The organism is Streptomyces sp. NBC_00009 (genome assembly GCF_045040855.1).
In the GTDB taxonomy this organism is placed as follows: Bacteria; Actinomycetota; Actinomycetes; order Streptomycetales; family Streptomycetaceae; genus Streptomyces; species Streptomyces aureus.
This window is the reverse complement of record NZ_CP108312.1, coordinates 330,891-349,938: the sequence shown is the minus strand read 5'-3', so window position 1 is coordinate 349,938 and position 19,048 is coordinate 330,891. Positions and strand designations below refer to the sequence as shown.

General features: G+C 69.3%; 17 protein-coding genes. 1 reads left to right on the top strand and 16 read right to left on the bottom strand.

From position 1 onward, the window contains the following. Nucleotides 1-73: 73 nt before the first annotated feature. Complete coding sequence (locus OHA58_RS01605) at nt 74-760, bottom strand: hypothetical protein (protein WP_405475534.1); 687 nt, start codon at nt 758-760, stop codon at nt 74-76. A gap of 698 nt (nt 761-1,458) precedes the next feature. On the opposite strand from OHA58_RS01605, the gene OHA58_RS01600 reads away from it, so the two are divergent. Further along, the gene (locus OHA58_RS01600; RefSeq protein WP_405484685.1) at nt 1,459-3,132 is read left to right on the top strand and encodes an SWIM zinc finger domain-containing protein; all 1,674 of its coding nucleotides are present in this window, start codon (nt 1,459-1,461) and stop codon (nt 3,130-3,132) included. Between the two features lie 527 nt (nt 3,133-3,659). Here the strand turns inward: OHA58_RS01600 and OHA58_RS01595 are convergent. The 15 genes from OHA58_RS01595 to OHA58_RS01525 all read right to left on the bottom strand — a co-directional run bounded on the left by OHA58_RS01595 (nt 3,660) and on the right by OHA58_RS01525 (nt 19,019). Continuing rightward, complete coding sequence (locus OHA58_RS01595; protein WP_405475532.1) at nt 3,660-3,980, bottom strand: hypothetical protein; 321 nt, start codon at nt 3,978-3,980, stop codon at nt 3,660-3,662. Then, nucleotides 3,950-4,672, bottom strand: a complete 723-nt coding sequence (locus tag OHA58_RS01590) for a hypothetical protein (RefSeq protein ID WP_405475529.1) — start codon at nt 4,670-4,672, stop codon at nt 3,950-3,952. Before OHA58_RS01590 ends, OHA58_RS01595 begins: the two co-directional genes overlap by 31 nt. An 11-nt stretch (nt 4,673-4,683) precedes the next feature. After that, a complete protein-coding gene (locus OHA58_RS01585; RefSeq protein ID WP_405475526.1) occupies nt 4,684-6,486 on the bottom strand; it encodes an Hsp70 family protein in 1,803 nt (600 codons plus the stop codon). Between the two features lie 814 nt (nt 6,487-7,300). Further along, nucleotides 7,301-8,092, bottom strand: coding sequence for an acetamidase/formamidase family protein (locus tag OHA58_RS01580; RefSeq protein WP_405484683.1), 792 nt, complete (start codon nt 8,090-8,092; stop codon nt 7,301-7,303). Between the two features lie 221 nt (nt 8,093-8,313). Then, a complete protein-coding gene (locus OHA58_RS01575; RefSeq protein ID WP_405475523.1) occupies nt 8,314-9,066 on the bottom strand; it encodes a cysteine hydrolase family protein in 753 nt (250 codons plus the stop codon). Then, nucleotides 9,059-10,675: an amidase gene (locus OHA58_RS01570; protein WP_405475521.1), complete on the bottom strand. Its 1,617-nt coding sequence runs from the start codon at nt 10,673-10,675 to the stop codon at nt 9,059-9,061. The genes OHA58_RS01575 and OHA58_RS01570 overlap by 8 nt, the downstream gene beginning before the upstream one ends. Then, nucleotides 10,672-11,100, bottom strand: a complete 429-nt coding sequence (locus OHA58_RS01565; RefSeq protein WP_405475518.1) for a cupin domain-containing protein — start codon at nt 11,098-11,100, stop codon at nt 10,672-10,674. The genes OHA58_RS01570 and OHA58_RS01565 overlap by 4 nt, the downstream gene beginning before the upstream one ends. Before the next feature lie 84 nt (nt 11,101-11,184). Continuing rightward, entirely contained in the window at nt 11,185-11,958 is a 774-nt protein-coding gene (locus tag OHA58_RS01560) for a creatininase family protein (protein WP_405475515.1), read from the bottom strand. A 2-nt stretch (nt 11,959-11,960) separates the two neighbouring features. Further along, on the bottom strand, nt 11,961-13,358 hold the full coding sequence (locus tag OHA58_RS01555; RefSeq protein ID WP_405475513.1) for an FAD-binding oxidoreductase: 1,398 nt from the start codon (nt 13,356-13,358) through the stop codon (nt 11,961-11,963). Further along, entirely contained in the window at nt 13,358-14,524 is a 1,167-nt protein-coding gene (locus OHA58_RS01550; RefSeq protein WP_405475510.1) for a hypothetical protein, read from the bottom strand. Before OHA58_RS01550 ends, OHA58_RS01555 begins: the two co-directional genes overlap by 1 nt. 54 nt (nt 14,525-14,578) lie before the next feature. Further along, entirely contained in the window at nt 14,579-15,589 is a 1,011-nt protein-coding gene (locus OHA58_RS01545; protein ID WP_405475507.1) for an ABC transporter permease, read from the bottom strand. Then, nucleotides 15,586-16,332, bottom strand: a complete 747-nt coding sequence (locus OHA58_RS01540) for an ABC transporter ATP-binding protein (protein ID WP_405475504.1) — start codon at nt 16,330-16,332, stop codon at nt 15,586-15,588. The genes OHA58_RS01545 and OHA58_RS01540 overlap by 4 nt, the downstream gene beginning before the upstream one ends. A 100-nt stretch (nt 16,333-16,432) precedes the next feature. Further along, on the bottom strand, nt 16,433-17,635 hold the full coding sequence (locus OHA58_RS01535) for an amidohydrolase family protein (RefSeq protein WP_405475501.1): 1,203 nt from the start codon (nt 17,633-17,635) through the stop codon (nt 16,433-16,435). Then, nucleotides 17,632-18,519 (bottom strand): MBL fold metallo-hydrolase, encoded by an 888-nt coding sequence (locus OHA58_RS01530; RefSeq protein ID WP_405475498.1) that lies wholly within the window; start codon nt 18,517-18,519, stop codon nt 17,632-17,634. Before OHA58_RS01530 ends, OHA58_RS01535 begins: the two co-directional genes overlap by 4 nt. Further along, nucleotides 18,516-19,019, bottom strand: coding sequence for a flavin reductase family protein (locus OHA58_RS01525; RefSeq protein WP_405475496.1), 504 nt, complete (start codon nt 19,017-19,019; stop codon nt 18,516-18,518). The genes OHA58_RS01530 and OHA58_RS01525 overlap by 4 nt, the downstream gene beginning before the upstream one ends. Nucleotides 19,020-19,048 lie beyond the last annotated feature (29 nt).

Below are 19,048 nucleotides of genomic sequence, written 5' to 3'. Positions count from 1 at the left end.
CCGAGGCTGCGGCCGCATGGCCGGATACTTTTTTGGCGGCTCGCCGAGAGCTTTCTTCGGATGTCCTCGACCGCTACGAACTGACCGCGCCGGCCTTCTCGCGCTTGCTGCTGTCCTGCTCGGTTTGGGGCAGCACGGGAGCCGGGGCCTTCTCAGTCGCGGCCTGCACGGCAGCTGACGTGTAGAGGACCGAGCCGCCCTGCTTCGACCGGTGAGCCTGGCTCTTGGCGACAAGATTCTCGAGCGTGGTGCGCACGACGGTCGACTTGATTGTGCGCTGGGGGTGGGCCTGGGCCAGCGCCGAGGTGACCTCCGCCGCGGAACGGGGTTCTTTCTGCTGGTCGAGGTGGGTGCGGATGAGCGCGATCAGCGTGGGCTGCGCCGATGCCGTAGCCGCCTTCGGCTCCGCGCTCTGGGCTTTCTCCTTCTTGGCCTGCGCAGTGGTCTTTTTTGCGCTGGGGGCCTTGGCTGCAGTCTTGGACGGGGCACGCCGGGTAGTGGTGTTCTTGCCGGATGCCTGCTGCGGGAGGGACGTCGAAGGCTCCGGGGTGCTCGGCGCAGTTGCCGGTCGGCTGCCGAGCGTCTTTTGGATGCTGTGCAGCACGTTCTGGTCGTCCTGCAGGATGCGCAACTGCGCCTGCAGGGCGGAGAGCTCCGCGCCGATACGTTCCTGCTCTTTGGTATTGAGCTCGAGGTCCTGTGCGACCTGAGTGGCGTACTGAGATGTCACGCTGGTGATGGTGACGGGGTTGTCAGTCATGGTGTGGTCCTCTTTTCAATGCGGCAGCAATGGCGCACCACCGTGAGTGCTACCGAGGTAGGTGTGCCCGCCTGTTCATGTACTCCCGCGGTGAACGGTGGTGTGGCGGCGTAGCGATAGTACGCATGGGTGATGGCTCATGTTCTCATCGAGTGATGGTTCCACCCTGCATTCAGGGTTGAACCTTTGTGCAGGGCGGCCCTTTGGGGGCTGGGGCCGATGCGGGTGGACCCGGCAGGTTGGTGGTTGTTGGCAGGCGCCAGCAGACGGCGCTGCGGGTGTTCCCCCGTGAAGGTGGGCACGCGGTTATTGATCACGCGGCGAGCGTGAGTTTCGCGGTGAAGTTCCCCCTTGGTGATGGACAGCGGGTGGCCAAGCCTGGCGCCCTGGACGGCTCCACCGCCCTGGACGCGGCCCGCAAGTGCGGGGCGTTCACCGGGGTCCACGAGGCGTTCTGGGCCGCGGGGCGGGCGGCCCACGGAGATGCCGCAGTCACCCGGGTCCTGATTGAGGTATTGCTGCTGCATCGCCGGATGGACGCTGCCGCCATTCAGCTGGGCATGGCCGCCGCTCTGCGGGCCGGGGAAAACACCGCGGACGTCGTCTCCGTCGAGGCCCGCCGGGCCGCCCAGAACGTATCCGGGACCGACCTCGACGTGATCTTGCGAGAGCGGTTGAATACCTGTGTGGCACGGAACGTGGTGGGATTCGGCGAGGACGAGTTGCGGACGTTGGCCGGGGCTCGGTCCTTCGAGCGGGGTGTGGGGTATCTGGATGCGGTCAGCTGCCTGGAGGTGGGTGACGGTGCGGTCATCGCCAGGGTGCACGGTACCGACGTCTATGAGGTGGAGCTCACCTTCGGTGAGGGCACCGGGACCGGGGTCTTGGGGTGGTGTGACTGCCCGTACGGGCAGGAGGGCAACTTCTGCAAGCACTGCGTAGCGGTGGGATTGACCGTGCTGCGGCAGGCGGCGATTCCACGTCAGCGGGCCGCCGCCCGGGCACGGGCCTTGGGCCTGGAGGCGTGGCTCACGGAACTGTCTCGCGACGAGCTTGTGGCGTTGGTGCGGGAACAGGTCGCCGGGGACCGAGAGTTGCGCCGACGGCTGGAGCTGCGGGCTGCGGCCGCGCACTCTGATGTGGATACGCTCCGGGAGCGGGTTCCGGCGCTGGTCGACCCGCGGCCGTTCGAGCGGTTCGGGTACGTGGAGTATTCGGACGCCCGTGGGTATGCACGGCAGGTCGAGGAGGCGGCGGACGCGCTGCGCGCCCTGACCGTCGGGGGGCAGGCGGCGCAGGCGGTCGCATTGGCTGAGGAGACGATCCGTATGCTCGGCGAGGTGTATGGGGAGATCGACGACTCCGACGGCGTGGTCGGGCAGGCCGCCCATGCGGTGGTTGACGCCCACATGCAGGCGTGCCGGGGAGCGGCCGCCGACCCGGAGCGGCTGGCCGAGTGGCTGGTCGCTCACGTGCTCGGGGACGGGAACGACGTGATGGACCTGGATCCGCTCGACTATGCCGATGTGCTGGGGCCGGCCGGACTGGCCCGCATGCGGCAGCTGGCGGCCGAGGCGCTCCAGCGCAGCCCGCGCGGCTGGGCGGAGCAGTACCTGATGGAGCGCCTGATCAAGGCGGAGGGCGACGTGGATGCGCTCATCGCCCTGTATGCAAAGGACTTGCTCCCCTCCGGTGCCACGCATCTGCGCATCGCCGAAGAACTCGACGCGGCGGGCCGCGAAAGCGAGGCGCTTGCCTGGGCGGAGCGCGGGCTGCGAGACACCTCCTCCAAGGCGCATGTCGACGGCCGGCTGGTCGATTACGTGTGCGCCCGATACACACGGGCGGACCGGACGGCCGAGGCGGTCTCGGTCCGACGGGACCGGTTGCGGGCGGAGCGCTCCCTGACTGCCTACCAGCAGCTGCGCACCGCTGCTGGGGCCGTGGGCGGCTGGGAGAGTGAGCGTGAGGCTGCGCTTGGGGTCCTGCGGGAGGACGCCCGCCAGGGGCGCGGCGGCCGGTTCGGCGGGTCTGTGCTGATGGACGCGCTGCTGGATGACGGAGATCTGGACGCCGCCTGGCGGGAGGCGTCCGGTGGCGCCGACGACCGGCAGTGGCAGCAGCTCGCCGACCTCTCGCGCACGACGCGGCCGGCCGACGCGCTTGCGGTGTACCTGCGGATGGTCGAACAGTTGAAGGAGCCGACCGGGGACCGTGTCTATGAGCGTATGGCCCTGCTGCTGCGGGGCGCCCGTGACTGCCACCGGGCGCTGGACACCGTGGGTGAGTTCACCGCGTACGTCTGTGCACTGCGGGCGGAACTGAAGCGCAGGCGTAAGCTGATGACCATTCTCGACCGGCACGGGCTGTGACTCAGCCCGGGCACGGGGCGCTGGTCGACGATGGGTGACGCGGTCGATTCCAAGGTGCGGGTCCGGTGCGGCGGGCAGCAGTAGATCCGCAAAGGTGACCGTGCAGCGCACATCCCACGATCGCCACCTGCCTGACCGGCCTGATGCGGCTACCGAGGCAAGTGGGGGTGAGCATTTCCCTCGCACCGAGCTCGAAGCCCTCAGGTACCTCTGGCATGCCCGTCGTTCTGGCGGTGACATATAGCCCGTGCGACGTCACTGCTTTGGCCGAGTAAGACAGGTCAGGAGGCGTCGGTGTAGGCGAGGTGGTCGCCGCAGACGGTGCACTTGAAGAGCATGGCGGCAGCAGACCCTGGCAAACCAGCAGACGTCTCACAAAGACGATGTGCGAGCCCTTGCACCCGCCTTCCGGGGCGCCCCGGTCTGCGCGTGGTGGACCAGCGCCTACGTGTCGCCGTCCCGGTTGGCATCATGACGGCAGCTGGGCAGCGCCTGCAGCTGCTCGGCTGCGCATCCCGCCCGTGGATCTACCGGCTGCAGTAGACGGTGTAGTCGCCGGTGCTGGTATCCCGGACGAACTTCTCCGCGCCAGCGAGCAGCCGGAGCTGCTCGTCTGTGGCCTTGCGGGCCTGAAGGCCGGGCTGGGCGATGATCGTGTGGAAGCGGGACCGCAGCAGGCGGCCATGGTCACGGATGGCGAACAGATTCTTGGGCTCTCCGACTTCGTAGGGCGAGACGCCGCCGGTGCGCCGGGAGTACTGGACAGCGCGGCCTTGCAGATGACCGACAACACGTGCTGCGAGGCGGGTCGCGGGTGTCAGAGGGAGGTATACACGTACTGAAGACAATACGAGCGCCCGTTGACGATGTATGCCGGCGCCATGACGAACAGCACCGGCGCTCCCTCGTCACAGGAGGGCCATTGCTCCTGGCGTGCCGGATCGAGCGCAACGCCCGGCGTGCATTCCATGCCCCAGCTGTGGTGGAGGCCAGCACGCTGGATCTCCGTTGCTAGCTCGGAGCAGTGACCGCGGAGTGTGGTGAGGGCGTTCTCGATGTGGCCATCGCCTTCCGGGAGGTGGAGGCGACGCACGATCTCTCGGCTGGACTTGAGGTCGTCGGTGAACAGTTGCTGGCTGAGCAGCCCCATCAGGCGGTAGCTGCGCTCACGTTCAGGGTGGTCCATGACGCGGTCGCAGCGCTCGGAATAGCGGCGGGCGAAGTTCAGCAGACGCTGCTCGACCAGGGTGCGGTACCGGCGGGCGAGGGCCTGGTGCTCGCCGTGCTCCGCTCCAGGCAGATCATCGCGCTCTGCCGTTCGCGCGGCCATCAACGCGCCGAGCTGACGTTCCAGGCGGTCCAGTCGGCGCCGCAGCTGACCGTGTTCGTGTTCGCCGGCCTTGGCGGACTTCTCCAGCTGATCGATCCGCACCAACGCCTGGTCAAGCAGCTCCTGCAAGGGATCCTCTTCGTCTCCCCACTCGATACCTGCTGCAGGGCTGTCCTCGGGTACTTCACGACGAGGGCTCAGGAAAATCATCGCTGTCCCTGTCAGTAGTTGGAGTGGAAGCGGACGCTGGTTGCAATTGCGCCACCGCCCTGGACGAGTTCGGCACGTGCCTTGATCTCGGTCTCGCCGAAACGCATGAAGAGGCGCAGCGCGCGCTCCTCGAGGCTGAAGCGCATGACGGGCTTCAGGTCCACGGTGATCGTGGCCAGTGCGTCGCACCCCGGATCGGTGACGTAGCGGGGGTCGGGCTGGCTCGTGGCGTAGATCGTGAAGTCGACCTCGGTATGGGCCTCTTCGAGCGGCAGGTACTCGCGCATCACCTCGGCGTCGGTGGGCACGGACGCGCCGGCACGGGTGAAGACGGAGAAGCGCTCAGCGCAGGTGACCTTGCCCCGGGACGTCACGTAGCGCTTGGCCTCGGGGTCGACCCCTTCCTCGAAGTCGTCGTTTACCTCGGTGCCGTAGGTGAAGCGGCTGCGCCGCGCACGGGTCTGGGGGTCATAGCAGAAGTGCGCGGCACCGAACAGGACAGCGATGTCGGGGTTGGGGGGCACCATCACCTGGGCGCGGTCACCGAAACGCTCCTTGACCGCCTGCTGGAGGTAGGGGGAGTTGCTGAAGCCGCCGACCAGGAGGATGACGTCGGGGTTGCTCTTCTCTCCGCGGGAGGCATCCATCTCCTTGAGCTGGGCCTCGATGAGGTCGAGCGTGCCGGGGATGACTGTGTCGAACAACGCGTGGATCTGGGCGGGGGTGAGGACGATGGCATCGTTGATCTTGTTCTGGCGCCGGGCGAGGCGCTTGCGGACAGTGGCGCCCAGTCGGCGGTCGATGGCCGTGGGGATCAGCAGGTTGAGGTTCTCGTCCTGGTCGAGGGCGACGTGCAGTTTGCCGCGCTCCCACTGGTCAACGAGGTTGAGCAGGGCGTCCGGACAATTCTCCTGGATCTCGTCCAGGATGTCCTGATCGCCGAGGCAGTCCCTGAGATGCTCCTTCTCGAAGGCGCGGTTGAGGAAGTCCGACCCGAAGCGGTCGCCGATGGATCGGCCGATCTCGATCATCTTTCCGTCGGTGTCGTTCTCGTAGGCCGTGATGTCCACGGTGCCGCCCCCGCAGTCCACCACCATGAACCGGGCGCCAGGAGCCAGGAGATCGCTGCTGGGTCCATCGTGGTCTCCTACGACCCGCACCCCGGACACGCGCGCGTAGTGGGCCGCCGCCTCCGGTTCGAGGGACAGCAGCACCCTCCCGTCCTCACTGGGCAGTCCGGCGTCCCTCGCGATGCCGCGCAGCACGGACTTCTGGTAGTCGCTCCAGCAGGCGGGCGAAGTGAGACACCAGCGGATGTCGTCCTCGTCGTATCCGCTGGCAGCGATCTGCCGGAGTGTTACGGCGACGACCTCGCGCAGCAGCATCGTCAGCAAGTCAGGGGTCAACCGGTCGGTGGGGGTGCTCCGTTTCAGCACTTCCCGCTCCTTGTCAGCGGGTTCTGCTGACAGAGGGGCCGAGTCGAGGCTGCTGTCGTCGGTGGTCTGTGGGGCCGGGCGCACCCCGAGGTCCATCTTGAAACCATGGTGGTAGCGCGCCCCTTGGCCGCGGAGCGCGGCGCCCTGGGTGAGCCAGAGCCGTCGGGCGTCGTACCCCCAGGCGATCAGCTTTCCGTTGGCGTCGAGCAGGAGCGCCGACAGGTTCTTCGCGGTGGGTGCGGGCTGTGACTCCCACTGGTCACAGAAATGGATCTTCCGGCTGGAAGGTTCGGCGTTGGATTCCGAGATGACGCACCAGGCTGCGCCGATGCCGTGGGTGCCGATGTCGATGGCTGCTACGAGGCGAGGAGAAGACACGCGATTCCGTTCGTACAGACGAAAGGGTGAACCTCAAGGTCCGGAACATGGTGCCGGAACGTGAGGCTTGTGCAGTTCTGCACAACTAGCCCATTTCTGTGGTGAGTTGACACTCAAGATGTCGCAGACCAGCAGGTATTTCTCCGGCAGGGGAGCGGAGGCGCGGCGAAACAGACACACGTAGGGAGTAGTCGGGCTGTGCAATTTTGAACAGGAGGTGTGCAATGGTGCACAGCCGTGTTAGCGCCGTCACCGCCTACTGTGCAGCGTATGGAGAGCAGCATCGACTCCCGATCGCACCGCACATACAAGATCGAGAGGACAGGCGTCTCGTATGCACCGTCGACAGACAGCGCAGACGCTGCGAGGGAGAAACTTGAGAAGTACCGGCGTATGTGTGCCACTCGGGATGGCCTGGTTATCGCGGCGAAGAGATCGGGGTTGAGCGAGGTCGAAATCGCTCGACTCTCGGGCCACTCCCGCAACACAGTCCGCAGCATCTTCACGAAGCACGGCGAGAGCGCAGGCTGAGGGGTTCGGGTTAGCGGGATGGCCCCCTGCCGATGTCATCCTGCGCCTGGTGAGGAGCTTCCTGATGAAGCTGCATGCCAAAGGTGCGCCGCTCGTCGGGGGCACCTCGATGCTCCCACCGCAAGACCGGTCCTGGGGCCACGGGACTCGTTCCGCTGGGGCCAGAGAAGTCGTTCAGAGCCAGTGCCGTTCTCCTGGGCCGTGCGTGCTTGTCTCGCCAACCGGCGGCGGCAGGGATGTCTGTCGGTGTGGCTGACGAGACACCCAGGGCCTCGGCCCTCGGCTAAGAGTCGACCACCTGGGAGACCTGGAAGTCGGCGGCCGCGCTGAGGTAGGCGAGGGCAACCGGGCCGGGGACGGAGAAGCGCTCGTCGAGGAGGGTGAGGGCGTCGCGTACGGCATGGCGCATCGCCTCGTCGAGGTCGGTGTCCAGGCCCATGACGATGTGCTCGGTGTCGGTCTCGGCGAAGGGGGCGCGCAGGCGGGATGCGAGTCGGCGCAGGGCGGGGTCGCGGTGGACGGTGAGGTGGAGGGTCGCGCGCAGAGGGGCTTCGAAGGCGGTGAGGGCCACTTCGCCGTCGCCCTGGGAGAAGTGCGGGTCGCCGGCGTAGAAGAGGGCGCCCTCGACGGCAACGGGGAGGAAGAGGCGGGCGCCGACGCCGAGGTGGCGTACGTCGAGATTGCCTCCGTGCAGGCCGGGAGGCACCGAGTGGACCGGGGCTTCGGTAGCGGGGGCGGTGCCCATGATGCCGAGGAAGGGACGGAGCGGGAAGCGGATGTCGCGACCGTCGCCCACCGGGAGGCGGCCGCGGCCGTCGTCGTCGACGGTGGCGACCAGGCTGACCGGGTCGGGGCCGGGGCCCTGGGGGTATTCGCCGGGGAGTGCGCCCTTGCCGTGGCGGTTGCTGATCACGCCGTAGGGGGCGCGGCGGCGCAGGCGGAGGACTTCCACTTCGAGTACGTCGCCGGGCTCGGCCCCTTGGATGTGGACGGGTCCTGTGACCACGTGCGGGCCGTGGGCGGCGGGGTCGTGAAGGCGGGTGGAAGCGGCGAGTTCGGCCGTGTCGTGGAGGATGCCGTGGATGCCGGCCGCGGCGAAGAAGGCGGCCGGGTCTCGGCCCTGGTCGGCGAGGATGCCCTCGTGGCTGATGGTGTCGAGGCTGACGATCGCGCCGGAGGGGAGCGAAAGGGCCGGCTTGGAGTGGGCGTTGGGGAGCAGACCCTAGTGGACTGCGGCTGGGTCTGCGGGCAGGTAGTGGTCGCCGTCGACGGGGCCCCGGTGGGGTTGGAGGAGGGTCACAGGGCTTCCTGGAGGTCTGCGGCGGTGAGGGTGAAGCCGAAGCACTGGCGGACGTTGTAGACGGTGGCGTCCATGCAGTACGCGGGTGAGGTGGTGGCCACCGCGTCCTCGAGCATCAGCACGTCGTAGCCGAGGCTCGCTGCGTCCATGAGGGTGGCGAGGACGCACTGGTCGGCGTTGACTCCGGCGAACAGGAGCGTGTCGGTGCGGAGATTGCGCAGGACGCTGTCGAGTTCGGTGTCCTGGAAGCCGCTCATGCGGTACTTGGCGATGTGCAGGTCGCCGGGTGCCGCGAAGAGGGGTGCGGTGATGTCGGCGGACGGGCTGTCGCGTTCCAGGACTCTTGCCCCGGTGGGCAGTTGGGATCCGAGGCCGCTTCCGGTTCCTTCCTGGTCGTAGACGTGGAGGACGCCGGGCGGGAGGTTGGCGCGGTCGGGGCGGTTGCCCCAGTTGAGCCAGACGACGGGGACGTCGGCCTCCCGGAGGGCGGGGAGGAGCCGCTGGAGTACGGGGATGGGGGCGCGGGCCAGGGACACGTCCACGCCGATCGAGGCCAGCCAGCCGTCGGGCGAGCAGAAGTCGTTCTGCATGTCGATGACGACGATGGCCGTTGAGGCCAGGTCGAGCGTCAGGATTTGGGGCTGAGCCTCCACGGTCAGGGGGCGGGCCGGGCGTTGCGGGCGGCGGAGGTCGACGTGTGTGGCGTCCGCGCTCCAGGAGTTGCGGGAGTTGGGGCCGATTTCATGCATGGGTCAGCTCCAGGAGGGCGTGGTCCGTGCCCGGTGCGCCGATCGCGCAGAGGCCGACCGGGAGGTCGCGGACCCGCAGCCGGGGCATGGTGACGGCGGGCAGCCCGGCGAGCGAGGCAAGGCAGGTGAGGCGGAGGGTTGCGGCTCGTACGGTCTCGACCTCGGCCGGTGTCGCATCGGCGCGGGGGGCCGGGCTGCTCGTGGCGGGGAGAAGGAGCGCAGTGCCGGGCGGGAGGGCTTCGACGATGATCGAACGGGCGGACACGAGCCCGGAAGTGGCGTCACGCACTTCACCCTCCGCGACCTGGCTCCCCCCTGCGAACCGGGCCTCGATGTCGGACCCCAGCGCGCCTGGGTGCTTCTCGATCCACTCCCCATGCGCGGCCCACGCCTCGGCCGCCTGGACGGTACGGAAGGCGGGCAGCCACTCCTCCAAGTGGCGGGCCATGCCGGTGTCGGTCCGTACGAGCTCCAGGCCGATGCGGAGGGAGAGCGCCCGGCATGCCGCCTCGAAGGATGCCTGGACCTCGGGTTCGGCGAGCGCGGCGAGGGCGTCGTCGACCAAAAGCCTGGTTATCGGGGCTTCGTCGTCCCGGGGCAGCAGCACCTTCGCCGCTGTACGCAGCAGGTCCGGGTACCGGGCAAGCAGTCCCGCCGTGTCGAAGGACGGGGCCAGCGGGAGCAGGCCGCCGGTGGGGACGGCTCCGTGGGTGGGGCGCCAGCCGTAGAGGCCGCAGTAGGAGGCGGGGACCCGGATCGAGCCCGCGGTGTCCGTGGCCAGCCCCAGATCTGCCCAACCACGGGCGACCGCCGCCGCCGGGCCGCTGCTGGAGCCGCCGGTGATCCGGCCGGGGGCGGCGGGGTTGACGGGGGTGCCGTAGTGGACGTTGGTCCCGGCGAGACCGTAGGCGAGTTCGTCGGTTTGGGCGATCCCGGCGAGCTGGGCGCCGGAGCTGAGCAATTCCCTTACCGCGTCGGCGTGTTGGGACTCCATCGGCGCATCGGACAGCCACTGCGGGTTGCCCCCACCGATCCGCTGTCCGGCAACGGCGAAGAGGTCCTTGACGGCAGTACGTACACCGGCGAGCGGCCCCTCCTCCGCCCCGGCGACCAGCGGCTCACCCACGACCCGCCACACCGCGGGGTCCGGAGCCTCGTCCGCCACCGGATCCGGCACGGCGCTGACGTGCGCGGCCGCGATCCGCCAGCCCTCTCCCGTCAGCCGCCACACCTGAGTCTGTATCCCGCGCGACCCACCGGCCCGCAGCGTTTCGGCGGTCAGTACGGCGACGTCCTCGGCGATCCGCACCTCGTGGACGCGCTCGACCGTACGGGCCGGGGCTCCCCCGCCGCGGCCGCGCCGGAAGTCCGAGATGGCCGCGTGCCCGCTCAGCACCATCGAACCCTCGGCCCGCACCGTGTCCGGGGCGTCCAGGAACCAGTGGTCGAGGCCCGCCAGGTCATTGGCGCCGAGGGCCTGTTCGTACGACCAGAAGGCGTCGAGCAGTTCGCTGCGGTTCGCCCCGTCAGGGCGGTGGGGCGTGGCGGGCCGGCCCGCTTGCCCGGCCGGGGGTCCAGGGGTTGCCCCCCGGGAAGACACAGTGCTCATCGGGCGGCTCCGAGGACGGCCAGGTCCGCGTCGTCGAGCACCGCGCGGGGGCCGCGCTGGATCAGGTCGGCGAAGCCCTCGTCGGGGGACATGATCGTGAGGGTGTAGAGCCGGTCGGTGGCCGAGGTGTTGGTGATCCGGTGCTTGGAGCCGACGGGCAGGACCAGTACGTCGCCGGGTGCGAGGTCGCGTTCGTGCTCGTCGCTGACCGCGCGGCCCTCGCCCGCGATCACCACGAAGGTCTCCACGGACTCGGGGTGCCAGTTGAGCGGCTGGGCGCCGCCCGGTTCCCACACCTCGAAGACGACGGTGGTCGGTGAGCCGTCGGCCGGTCCGGTGAGGACGGCGAGCTTGACCGTGTCGCCTGCGGTGATGTGGTGGGCGGTGATCTCGCTGAGCGGCTTGTGGAGCGGGGGGATGGCCATGGCGGGTGTCCTCGACGTCAGGCGGTCAGGCAGGTGGCGGTCGGACGGGTGACGGTCCGACGGACAGTGGTGGAGAGATGGCGGTCAGGCGTACGGCAGGAAGCGGGCGCATTCGCGTAGCGCGGCCGCGTTGTTGGCGATGGCGGTGTCGACGAGCTTGCGGCCGAGTTCGGGGGTGGCTCCGGTGGGGTCGCCGATGATGCCGTTGCCCGTACCGAAGTCGTCGCTCGTCCAGCCGAACGAGACGGACTTGCCGAAGCCGATGTGCTCGTAGGCGGTGAGGTGTTCGGGGACACTGCGCGTGGCCAGCGACATGTCCACCGTCTCCGGGTGGAGGTGGAGCATCGCCGCGGTCTCGTTCAGCCCGCCGTGTACCCCCAGACCCAGCTCGCCGGACGGGGACGCGCCGCCCTGGTCCGCGGGGAGCGCGGCGTGCAGCAGGAAGGTGAACAGACCGTATTTGGTGCGGAGTTCGCGCAGAGCGACTCCCAGGAGCGCACTGTTGCCGCCGTGCGCGTTGAGGAACGCGAGCCGCCGGACGGGCCCCTTGGCGAGGGCTCGTCCGAGGTCGTCCAGTACCGCGAAGAGTGTCGAGGCGCTTAGCCATAGCGTCCCGGGCGACCAGGCGTGTTCGTCGGACTTGGCGTACGCGAGGCCCGGCAGCAGCGTGATGTCGCAGCTGTCGGATGCGGCCAGGGCGGCGCCCTCCGCTATAGCCTCCGCCATGAAGTAGTCGGTGGCGACGGGAAGATGGGGCCCGTGCTGTTCGATCGCGCCGACGGGAAGGACGGCCACGGTGTCGGCGGACAGGTCGGTGACCGACGGTCCGCTGAGGTCGGTGAAGCGGGTGAAGGCCATGGTCAGCGCGCTCCCAGGAGGTGGCCGGGGTTGAGCAGCCCCAGCGGGTCGGCGGTGCGGGCGGTGGCACGGACGAGGTCGAGGCGCCGGTCGACGTACCAGTTGTGGACGTCGTGGACGCCGACGCCCAGTGCCTCCAGGGCGGCGATCCCCTCGTACACGGTGGCTTCGTCCTGGTAGTGCGCCATGAGCATGCCGACGGTCCCCGAGCGCATCCCCTCCAGGTGCAGCACCGTCCCGGGGAAGACGGCCTTGACGGCCTCCGGGTCGCCGAGCAGTACGTCGCCGCCGATCTCCAGGTGGAAGTAGCCGTCCTGGGCCTTCATCAGGTGGTACGTGGGGTGGTTGAAGGAGAGCGAGGAGATGAGGGCGGGGCCGCGCGGTGCGGGACGTACCTCGGTCACCCGGCCGCCGTGCTTCTCGATGATCGCGCGGGCGTCGTCCTCGGCCCGCTCCTCGATGATCGCGCGGACGCTCAGCGCGGCCGGGTCGAGGGCCGGGTCGGCCTCGAAGGTCTCGACGAGGCCGGGCTCGTCGAGGGAGACCAGGCGCGGGGCGGGCTCCAGGCGTACGAGGTCGCCGAGCGCGGCGGTGGCGGAGGTCCACGTGTCGAAGGAGGCGAAAAGGCCGGTCCAGACGCGGGCCGGCTGAAGTGCGACGGTCGCGGTCGTGGTGATGCCGGTGGTGCCGTAGGCGTGGATGTACGGGAGTGCTTCCTCGCCGCGTACGGTGAAGGGCTCGGCCTCCGCTGTGCACGGGACGACGGTCAACTCCCGCACAAAACCGTCCCCGTTGGTGCCGTTGGCGAGCGATCCCGTGCCGCCGTTCCCACCGGAGAGGAAGCCGCCGAGCGATGTCCCGAAGGTGGAGGGGAACATCCACAGCTCCTGGCCCAGCGTGCGCGCATGCGCCTCCAGGTCGGACATCTTCGCGCCCGCCTCGGCCCTGATCCACCCGTCGCCCGCGCCCAGGATGCGTCCGCATCCGGTGAGGTCGAGGACGGCGCCGCCGTGCAGCGGGATCGCCTGGCCGTAGTTGCCGGTGCCTTTGCCGCGCGGGGTGAGCGGGATGCGCAGGCGGTGGGCGAGGGCGACGAGTGGCTGGATCTGCTCGTACGACGACGGGCGCAGCACCACCTCGGCGCGACCGGCGGGGAGCTTGGCGGCGAGGATCGGCGACATGTGCGCCCAGTCGCGGGACGCCTTGTCGAGGGCGGAGTCCTCGCGTACGACGGCATCCTCACCCAGGAGTGCGGCGGCCTCCGTACAGAATGCGTCGATGCCGGGGGTGCAGTGCGTGGCACCTGGGCCGGCGCCCAAAATCGCATCATCCGCGACCAGTTCGGTCATCCGGCGCAGTTCGGCGGCGGAGAGGGTAGTACCCCTGGAGTCGAAGGCCATCACTTCATTCCGATCTTGGTGTCGATGAATGCGTTGGTTGCCAGGTCGTCGGCGCTCAGCCCGGCCGGGATCTTGACACCGCTCTCGGTGAGGATCGGCCCGAAGGTCTTCAGGGAGTCGGTCACCCGCTTCTTGTCGAAACTCGCGATCGATCCGTCGGCCTCGTTGCCGAGGATGCCGAGCTTGACCATCTCCTTGGCGGCGTACTGGCCGGTGCCCTTGGAGTAGACCCAGCTCGTGCCGTACTGCTTGACGATGTCGTCGATGAGCGTGACCGCGGTGTCCGGTGCGGCGGCGAAGTCGGCGGCCGACTGCTGGATGACGGGGACCAGCTTCTTCAGGCAGGGGCTGAGCTTCTTCAGCGCACCGGTGCGGACGGAGAGTGCCTCCGGGTAGACGGTGTAGCCGACATCGGACAGCAGCTGGAACTTGACCGGCTTCTTCCAGGCGGCGACCTCGTGCTCATAGATGTACGGTTCCGCGGTCGCGAAGCCCTGCTGCGCGATGGAGGGGTCGGCGACGAAACGGGACGGTGCGCTGTCGTAACTCCCGTCCAACTGGCTCTTCTTGATGAGCCCCTTCGCCACCAGCATCGGGGCGAAGACCTCGCCGTCGCGGTACACGACCTTGGCGCCGCTCTTGCCGATGTCGGCGACGGTCTTCCAGCCCGGGTGGGTCTTGGGGTCCCACATCAGGACCTGCGGACTCTTCTTCATCAGCGCGGCGACCGCGGTGACGGGCTGCTTGCCGGCCGCCTGGATGGCGCTGTCGGTGGTGACCATGCCGAGGGTGATGGACTGGTCGATGTACATCTCCGAGGCGGGGGTCTGGTACCCGACGGCTGAACCTCCCGCCCGTACCTGGATCTTGACGCCGGTGTCCTTGCCGCCGATGACGAGGGGGCCGGTGACCCGCTTCTTGTCGGTGTCGACGGTGTAGCCGGGGCCGACGAGGTTGTAGATCGGACCATGTTCGGCCTCGGGCTCCCAGTCGGCCTGGACGACGACGGTGGCGGGGCAGACTTTGTCGAGGCGCTGGGCGGCGGGGGCGGGCTCGAGGTCGGCAGAGGACCCGGCTGTGGTGGCGCCGGCGCCGCAGCCGGTGGCGGCGAGGAGGAACGAGGCGCTCAGTCCCGCAACAAGGCTTCTTCTGGCGGAAATTGGCATGGCTGTCTCCCGGGAGGGGCTCTGACGAGGAAGCGGAGAGGAGGTGGGGCCGGCTCAGCTGCGGCCGGACGCGTGCCAGGAACCGACGGCGAGGCGGGACAGGAACGTGAAGAGCGCGAAGACGGCGACCCCGAAGAGGGAGGCGAGGATGATCGCGGCGAAGAGGTCCTCGGACTGGAGCCGTGAGCGGTAGACGTCCAGGACGGTGCCGATACCGGGCGCGCCCTGCTTGAAGAACATGTCGCCGACGATCGCGCCGATGACGGAGAGCCCGGAGGAGGTACGCAGCCCGGTGAAGATGGCGGGGAGCGCCGCGGGCAGTTCGAGCTTGCGCAGGCGGTCCCAGCGGCTCGCCTTCTGGAGGGTGAAGAGGTCGTGGTGGGCGCGGTCCACGGACTGCAGTCCGAAGAGGGTGTTCGCGATCATCGGGAAGAGGGCGATGAGGACGCAGACGACGACCCGGCTGGTGAAGCCGAAGCCGAACCAGAGGCCGATGAGGGGGACGATGGCCAGGATCGGGACGGTCTGCAGGATGACGGCGTATGGATAGAGGGAGCGCTCCAGCCAGCGGGCGCGGCTCATCACGACGGCCCCGGTGACGCCGAGGACGGCGGCGATGGCGAGCCCGGCGAGAGCGACCTGCGCGGTGAGGGCAAGGGCCTGGAGCATGGGCTGCAGGTGGGTCCAGTCGAGGACGGCGACCTGGAGGACCTGGTGCGGGGGCGGCACGAGGAAGCGGCGGGCAGGGGCGAGGAGCAGGTAACTCACCGCGTACCAGAGGCCGATGGCGACGGCGAGCGAGCCGATGGGGGCGAGCAGCGCGACGGTGCTGCGGCGTGTGCGAACGGACGCCTCGGCGGCCGGGAACGTCTCGACCGTGGCGCCGGCGGCAGCATCGGACTGGTGCCCGGGGGTCTTCCCCTCGTGGGCCGGAGCGGCAGCGCTCGAACCGGTGACGGCCGGTTCGGAAGCGGCAGACGGTTCGCCGCTCGGGCCGACGGTGGCCGAGGCGGCCGTGGTCGCATGGGCAGTCGGCGCGTCGGCGGCCGGGGTGTTCGTGGTCACTGGGCGTCTCCTCGCAGGGCTCCGGAGACCGCGCCCGCGATCGCGGCGAACTCCGGTTCGTAACGGAGCGATGCGGGCCTGGGGTGGGCGAACGGGACCTCGAATGCGGCGGTGATGCGTCCAGGTCGGGCCGACATCACCACGACCCGGTTGGCCAGGAAGACCGCCTCGGTCACCGAGTGCGTGATGAAGAGACCCGCGAACCCCGTCTCGGCGAAGATCCGCTGAAGCTCCTCCTGCATACGAAGCCGGGTCATCTCGTCCAGCGCACCGAAAGGTTCGTCGAAGAGGAAGAGCGCGGGGCGCATCATCAGCGCGCGGGCCAGCGACACTCGCATCCGCATCCCGCCCGAGAGCTGTCCCGGCAGCTGCTTCTCGAAGCCGTCGAGGCCAACGAGACGAATGGCGTCCCTGGCGCGCTCGTGCCGTTCGGCCTTGGGACGGCCGGCCAGTTCGGCTGGCAGCGTCACATTGGCGAGGACGCTGCGCCAGGGCAGCAGGGTGGCGTCCTGGAAGACGTAACCGATGTCCCCGCCGGGGGTGCTGATATCGCCCGCGCTGGGGGCATCGAGACCGGAGGCGAGCCGCAGCAGGGTGGACTTCCCGCATCCGGAGGGGCCGACGACTGCGACGAACTCCCCTGCACCAACGTGGAGTTCCACTCCCGAGAGCGCGGTGGTCCCGCCGTCAAAACGCTTGTCGACGGCTACGAAGCTCAGTGCCGTCTGCACTGCTGTCGCCACGTCGGCTCCTTCCTGTGGGCCTGTGATGCATTGCCAATGTTCATAGCATCAACATTCTTTGTTTCGGGGGGATGTCCCGGGCGTTTACGCCCGGGACTAGTCAGAGCGCTTCGCGGATCACCGTGGTACGGCTCACCGCTCGCCCGCCCTTGAAGACGATCCGGTCCGGGTACGAGGCCCCGACAGCCCCGGAGAGCGAGTCGGTCCGTACGGCGAGGAGGTCGGCGATCGCACCCTCGTACGGCCCTGCGGCGGGTAGCCCGAGGACCGTGCGGGCGCCCGTGGTCACCGCGTGGACAGCCTCGGCCAGTGTCAAGTGACCTGCCGTGACGAGGAGTCCGGCGGTCTCCAGGGGGTCGGCCCTGCCCACTGGATTGAAGGGGTCGCGGATGTTGTCGCCGCCCCCGGCCAGGGGCACGCCCGCGTCCAGGAGGGCGCGTACGGCGGTCAGACCGCGCGGGGTACGGGCAGGGATATCGCGGCCCTGGAGGTAGAGATTGGTGAGCGGCAGTGCGACGACCCCGATCCGGGATGCCGCCGTCTCCTTGGCGATCCGGGCGGCCTCGGCCGGGTCCAGGCCGCCCAGTCCCACGCAGTGGCTGGCGGTCGCACCGTGGGCGAAGCCCCGCTCCCGTACCGCCTGGGCGAGCAGCAGCAGATCCTTCGGGTCCGGACGGAGATGCTCGTCCGCGTGCAGATCGACGCCTACGCCGTGCCGCTCGGCGATGGCCAGGGCGCGGGCGACAGCGGCCTGCGGGTCGTCGGAGAGATGCGGGCACCCACCGAGCAGGTCGGCCCCCAACTCCAGAGCCTCGTCAAGGACTTCGTCGGGCGCCTCGATGTGCAGTACGGCGATCTGCAGTGCAACCCGCTCGCTCAGCTCCGCGCGCAGTCGCAATAGCGCCCGCAGCCCCCGGAGCGGATCGGGGCCAGGCAGGACATCGACGTGGGTGCGGACGGCGGTCGCACCATTGGCGACCAGCTCGTCCAGGGCACGGCGGGCTCTGACCAGCACGTCCTCCTCCGTCACCTGCTCGGCATAGCCGCGCCAGGCGGCGACCGCCCCCGGCAGGTCGCAGGGCGGTGCACCGGCCAGGTCCCAGGTGAGGGCCTTGTCGAGGTGGGCGTGGGGTTCGGCGGGGGCGGGCAACAGCATGAAGCCGGAGAGGTCCATCTCCTCACCGGCGGAGGGGAGTTGACCGGCCTGTGCAACGGCCGAAACTCGCCCGTCCTCGATCAGTACGTCCCGGACCTGCCCTTCGGGCAGCCGCGCCCCGCGCAGCAGCAGTGCCGTCGCCGTCATCGCACGTCCCCATTCTCCGGTGCGGTGAGTACCGCGAAGCCATCGAAGGCGTGCCACATCGCGGGCGCGCCGAACATGTCCTGGCTGCGGACCGGGCGGGTCCGTCCGCGTACCACCTGGTCGAAAGCTTCAGCGACCCGGCCCACGAAGTAATGGCCCTCACGGTGGCGGAGGTTGTGCCCCAACAGGGCGGCTCTGACCGGGAGTTCGGCAAGTCGCCGCGTCGATTCAGCGAATGCGGGTACATCGGCGCCCGGCACATGAGCGAAGAAGGTGCCGCTGATCAGGGTGTCGCCGGCGAGGAGCTGGCCGCTCTCCGGCTCCCAGAGGCAGATGCCGTCGGGCGAGTGCCCGGGGGTGTGCAGGACGTGCAGCCTCCGCCCGCCCAGGTCGAGCTGCTCCCCTTCCCTGAGCAGCCGGGTCGGTCGCACCGCGTCGATACGCCACTGGGTCAGTTCGGGGACGGGCCGCACCTCGATCCGCGAGTCTGTGAGGAAGAAGCCCTCGGCGGAGAGTGCGCTCAGTTCGATGTAGCGCTGCCGCATGTCCTGGGCGATGTGCTCGTACGTCTCGAGCCACTCGCGCGGTGCGGGCTCGCCGTGCAGGTCTGCGCCCGCCTCGTGGACGGCGAAGTCCTTGGCCTCGCCCACAAGCGAGGCGTTGCCGCCCCGGTGGTCGTAGTGGTGGTGGGAGTTGATGACGAGCAGCGGCAGCGAGGTCAGTACGCGCACCTCGCGCCCGATGTCCCCGATGCCCATGCCGGTGTCGTACAGCAGGGCGAGGTCGTCGCCGACGACGAGATAGCTGTTGACGTGCCCGGGCTCGGCGATGAGGAAGGTCCCGGGTCCGGTCTCCCGCACGGAGAACCAGTCCCGCCCGCTCATGCGCCGACGCCGTGGTAGCGGCGGGCGTGGTGAACGAGAGCGCTGACCCCGCCCTGCCCGGGGATGATCTCCTCGATGGCGGCTATCAGCAGCAGGTGGTCCCCGGCCGCCACCTCTTCCCGTACGCGGCACAGAACGGCGTACGTGCTCTGCGCGAGCAGCAGCGGTACACCCCCCTCTCCCGTTGTCCACTCCAGCCCGGCGAACCGGTCGGCGGCCGGATCGGCGAAGAGCCGCGAGACGGATTCGCCGTCCGCGGCAAGGATGTTGAGGGCGAGCCTGCCGCCGTCCTGGAGCAGCGGCAGAGTGCGACTGCCGCGCTGGACGCCGATCGCTATCAGCTGCGGCGTGCGGCTGAGGCTCATCACGGCGGTGCTGGTGAATCCGGCAGGTGTGCCATCGGCTGCGGCGGCGGTCACCACGCAGACGCCGCCCGCGAGGGCGGCCATGGCATCGAGGAATCCGGCCGTGGCGGGTCGGTCGGCGGTGGTCGCGGTCATTCGGGCTCCTCGCATAGAATGTTCGTCAC

Coding starts and splice junctions, on each gene's coding strand:
- OHA58_RS01575 (WP_405475523.1), bottom strand. CDS start 9,066: ATGCATGAAATCGGCCCCAACTCCCGCAACTCCTGGAGCGCGGACGCC.
- OHA58_RS01590 (WP_405475529.1), bottom strand. CDS start 4,672: ATGATTTTCCTGAGCCCTCGTCGTGAAGTACCCGAGGACAGCCCTGCA.
- OHA58_RS01535 (WP_405475501.1), bottom strand. CDS start 17,635: ATGACGGCGACGGCACTGCTGCTGCGCGGGGCGCGGCTGCCCGAAGGG.
- OHA58_RS01550 (WP_405475510.1), bottom strand. CDS start 14,524: ATGCCAATTTCCGCCAGAAGAAGCCTTGTTGCGGGACTGAGCGCCTCG.
- OHA58_RS01560 (WP_405475515.1), bottom strand. CDS start 11,958: ATGGCCTTCACCCGCTTCACCGACCTCAGCGGACCGTCGGTCACCGAC.
- OHA58_RS01530 (WP_405475498.1), bottom strand. CDS start 18,519: ATGAGCGGGCGGGACTGGTTCTCCGTGCGGGAGACCGGACCCGGGACC.
- OHA58_RS01605 (WP_405475534.1), bottom strand. CDS start 760: ATGACTGACAACCCCGTCACCATCACCAGCGTGACATCTCAGTACGCC.
- OHA58_RS01565 (WP_405475518.1), bottom strand. CDS start 11,100: ATGGCCATCCCCCCGCTCCACAAGCCGCTCAGCGAGATCACCGCCCAC.
- OHA58_RS01570 (WP_405475521.1), bottom strand. CDS start 10,675: ATGAGCACTGTGTCTTCCCGGGGGGCAACCCCTGGACCCCCGGCCGGG.
- OHA58_RS01525 (WP_405475496.1), bottom strand. CDS start 19,019: ATGACCGCGACCACCGCCGACCGACCCGCCACGGCCGGATTCCTCGAT.
- OHA58_RS01555 (WP_405475513.1), bottom strand. CDS start 13,358: ATGGCCTTCGACTCCAGGGGTACTACCCTCTCCGCCGCCGAACTGCGC.